Raw genomic sequence first — 4,057 nt, forward strand, 5'->3', positions numbered from 1 at the left:
ATACAGCCACTTTTTCATACCTAGCATTAGCAATGCCATTATGCGATGATGATTAGTGTGAAGAGAGACTCTGCACTTATTATTTCTTCCTAAAAGCTGTCGAGAGGAGTAGGTTGCTCTAGCTAGTATAGGGTAGTCGGGATCTACTTTTCCGGCAGCTTTGTTGTTATGAGGTTGCAAACGCAGCCTTCTCTATGAATTCTAATTCTGAGGATCTGCTACCGAGTTTGTTGCGTCAATGTTGTCCGTTGCTGCTTGGCCTTTTGGACGATGGTTTAATTGTCGGGCTTTCTCGATTAGGTTGTAAAATTCCCTGGCTGGAAGCACTTTCGCCGATCGTCATTAGTGGTACAGTTTTGTATCTGACGATTCAGTTTTGTCAGCATGGGATACCCAATTTGCTCTGCATGTGGCAAGCATTCCGGCAGCAGGCTGAAGCGTTAGGAACCTGTAGAAGCTCACATCAATAAATTCACAATAAGTTCAGACGGTAGCTGGAACACTAAAGTATCGGTAGACACCACTGGAATGGCACTTAATTTCCAGGGTTTGGCTCAGGATTTATAGGGTTTGGATCAAAGGGGTTATAGCCAACGGATTGTAAGTTTCTAGAGAATACAGGCTGTCGCATCATTTCAGGAACTCCAGTAGTGCAGACTAGCCCACAGAGGCCAGGAGTTGGGCCTCCTGTTCCTTAGAAAGTACCCGTCCTTCGTCTTCAAAACCTGGGATTTGGTCAAAGTTGAGGTAGCGGTAGAGATTGTCGGCAAAGGGGTTGATTTTCTTGGCAGCAATGTCAAGGTATTCTTCCACAGTGGGAATGCGGCCTAGGAGGGCACAGACAGCAGCTAACTCGGCGGAACCTAGGTAGACCTTGGCATCTTTGCCCATGCGGTTGTTGAAGTTGCGGGTAGAGGTAGAAAATACCGTTACACCATCTTCTACACGAGCTTGGTTGCCCATGCACAGGGAACAACCGGGCATTTCTAGGCGGGCACCAGCGGCGGCAAAGATGCTGTAGTAGCCTTCTTCGCGCAACATTTGCTCATCCATGCGGGTGGGGGGACAGATCCACAGGCGCACTTTGGTTCGACCTTCGCCCTCAAGCACGTTAGCAGCAGCGCGGTAGTGACCGATGTTAGTCATGCAGGAGCCGATGAACACTTCATGTATGGGGTCTCCAGCACATTCAGACATGAGCTTGATGTTGTCGGGGTCGTTGGGGGCGGCTACCAGTGGTTCAGTGATTTGGTCGAGGTCTACTTCCAGGATGTCGGCATACTCAGCATCAGCATCTGCCTTCATGAGGGAAGGGTTGGCTAGCCATGCTTCCATTTTGCGGACACGGCGTAGGATGGTGCGGGCATCACCATAGCCTCGTGCCACCATGTTTTTCAGCAGGGCAACATTGGAGCGCAGGTATTCAGCGACAGTATCGATGCTGAGGGCGATCGTACACCCCGCACAGGAGCGCTCTGCTGTGGCATCCGTCAATTCAAAAGCTTGCTCTAGCTTGAGGTCAGGTAAGCCCTCCATTTCCATAATTCGGCCAGAGAAGAGGTTTTTCTTGTTTTGCTTGGCAACGGTGAGCTTGCCCTGTTGGATGGCAACGTAGGGAATAGCGTTGACAATATCTCGGAGGGTCACTCCTGGTTGCAGGCTGCCCTTGAAACGCACCAATACCGACTCTGGCATGTCTAGGGGCATGACACCCAGAGCAGCAGCAAAGGCCACTAGTCCAGAGCCAGCGGGGAAGGAAATGCCCAGGGGGAAGCGAGTGTGGGAGTCGCCGCCAGTGCCGACAGTATCCGGCAGCAGCATTCGGTTCAACCAAGAGTGGATAATGCCGTCGCCAGGACGCAGGGATACACCACCCCTGGAGATAATAAAGTCAGGAAGTTCGTGGTGGGTTTTGATATCCACAGGTTTGGGATAGGCAGCGGTGTGGCAGAAGCTCTGCATCACCAGATCGGCACCAAAGCCCAGACAGGCCAGTTCCTTGAGTTCGTCGCGGGTCATGGGGCCGGTGGTATCTTGGGAGCCGACGGTAGTAATCACGGGTTCGCAGTAGGTGCCGGGACGTACACCGGGTAAGCCACAGGCAGCACCTACGATTTTCTGCGCTAAGGTAAAGCCTTTGCTACTGTCTGCGGGCAGTTGGGGACGGGTAAAGACCGGGCTAGGATCAAGCCCCAGAGCGGCCCGTGCCTTGTCAGTAAGGGTGCGCCCAATCAGCAAGGGTATGCGTCCGCCTGCCCGGACTTCATCGAGAATGGTGTCGGGTTTGAGGGTGAAGGTGGAAATTGTCTCACCAGCCGCATTGGTGATTATGCCCTGGTAGGGGTGGATGGTGATCACATCGCCAGTGTTCATCTGGGTTACGTCACATTCGATCGGCAGTGCGCCCGAATCTTCCATAGTGGTGAAGAAAATGGGAGCAATCTTGCCCCCTAAGACATAGCCACCGGAGCGCTTGTTGGGGACAAAGGGAATATCGTTGCCGATGTGCCACAGCACAGAGTTGGTAGCGGATTTGCGGGAAGACCCAGTGCCTACCACATCCCCCACATAGGCAATGGGATAGCCCTGCTGTTTCAGGTCAGCGATCGTCTGGAGTGCCCCTGGCATCCGGCTCTCTAACATGACCATGGCGTGTAGGGGAATGTCAGGGCGGGTGGTGGCGTGGGGCGCGGGGGAGAGGTCGTCGGTGTTGGTTTCGCCAGGAACTTTGAAGACAGTAACGGTGATCTGCTCTGGCAAGGGGGAACGATTGACAAACCAGTCGGCATTTGCCCAGGATTGCATTACCTGTTGGGCATAGGAATTGCCTTGGGCTGCCAGGTCTTGCACATCGTGAAAGGCATCGTAAACAAGGAGGGTCTTGCCTAGGGCGACAGCGGCAGTGGTAGCTAGCTCGGAGTCAGTACTATGCAGCAGATCGATGAGAGATCTAACGTTGTAGCCACCCACCATGGTGCCCAGCAGTTCTACAGCATCACGGGGAGTAATTAGGGGACTGGTGGCAGTGCCGTTGGCGATCGCCGTCAGGAATCCCGCCTTCACATAGGCTGCTTGGTCAACTCCGGGGGGAACACGATCGCGCAGTAGGCTCAGTAAAAATGCTTCTTCACCGGGGGGGGGCTGTTTCAGCAACTCGCATAGCTCAGCCGTCTGTTCAGCAGTCAAGGGCAAGGGAGGAATTCCCAAGGCGGCGCGCTCGGCAACATGGCTACGGTAGGCTTGCAACATCAACAGTCTCCCAACAAAACTCTAGACAAGTGTTACTGTACACCTAGTCTAGCCCCTGTCTTGTCACAGTAGTAACGTTTCTCTGACATAGTGCGCTGGGGCAGCACTGACTAGAACCTGCTAATGCCCCTTTAGACTCCTTTACAAGGACGATCCATTACGGAAAACGTACTAGAATCTCCAATGCGTAAGGGTTTTGCAAACCACTGCTCCTAGAGGTACCGAATTTAACTACCAAGCGTAGCAGCGATCGTATGGAATCCTTGCTCTAGAGGCTACACTTACAATTAATCAACTGACTTTCCTAAAAGGATATAGGGATGACTTCATCACCAGCCCGCCGTCCCAGTGCTCGCAAGCAAGCAGGCGCTCCACTGAGGCAACGACAGTCTCAGCAACCCCCAAAACGCAACTACGCTGTTAGACAACTAGTTGCCACCATTATCGTTGCTCTGATCGGCAGTGCTCTTGGGTTTTCGGCAGGCATTGTTGCAGCGGAAGTGTACCCCACCGATACAGCAGAGATTCCACCTTTGGAGCATTGGTTCCAGGTGCCAGCTAAGTTGACTGGACGGCTCAGACCCCCACAGCAACCAACCATTACCTTGCCTAGTGATAACCTGTTTGCCGATAGCAAAAGTCGCCTTCGGGCTGAGGGACTGTTGATCTTAAACGAGGTAGCCGAGGAATTAGCCGCATACTCTACTGCAAAAGTCATGATTGCGGTGCACACTGACAACGTGGGTGAAGCGGTGGACGATCGGCAACTGTCATTGATGCGTGCTAGGGCTGTACAACTCTATCTTGA

4 protein-coding genes are annotated in these 4,057 nt (G+C 53.0%); 2 read left to right on the plus strand and 2 right to left on the minus strand.

Annotated features, from left to right (window positions below; genetic code table 11):
* The first annotated feature begins 194 nt into the window (after positions 1–194).
* The gene (locus tag NZ772_15160) at positions 195–470 is read left to right on the plus strand and encodes a hypothetical protein (GenBank protein MCS6814893.1); all 276 of its coding nucleotides are present in this window, start codon (positions 195–197) and stop codon (positions 468–470) included.
* Positions 471–483: 13 nt separating this feature from the next.
* Here the strand turns inward: NZ772_15160 and NZ772_15165 are convergent, their stop codons facing one another.
* Positions 484–540 carry a hypothetical protein gene (locus NZ772_15165; protein MCS6814894.1) on the minus strand — a complete coding sequence of 19 codons (57 nt, stop codon included), beginning with the start codon at positions 538–540 and terminating at the stop codon, positions 484–486.
* A gap of 117 nt (positions 541–657) precedes the next feature.
* A complete protein-coding gene (gene acnB, locus NZ772_15170; protein MCS6814895.1) occupies positions 658–3,249 on the minus strand; it encodes a bifunctional aconitate hydratase 2/2-methylisocitrate dehydratase in 2,592 nt (863 codons plus the stop codon).
* 320 nt (positions 3,250–3,569) lie between these two features.
* Between acnB and NZ772_15175 the strand changes: the two genes are divergently transcribed.
* Positions 3,570–4,057, plus strand: a 488-nt coding sequence (locus NZ772_15175) for an OmpA family protein (protein ID MCS6814896.1), incomplete at its 3' end; no start/stop codon positions are given.

Source organism: Cyanobacteriota bacterium (genome assembly GCA_025054735.1).
In the GTDB taxonomy this organism is placed as follows: Bacteria; Cyanobacteriota; Cyanobacteriia; order SKYG9; family SKYG9; genus SKYG9.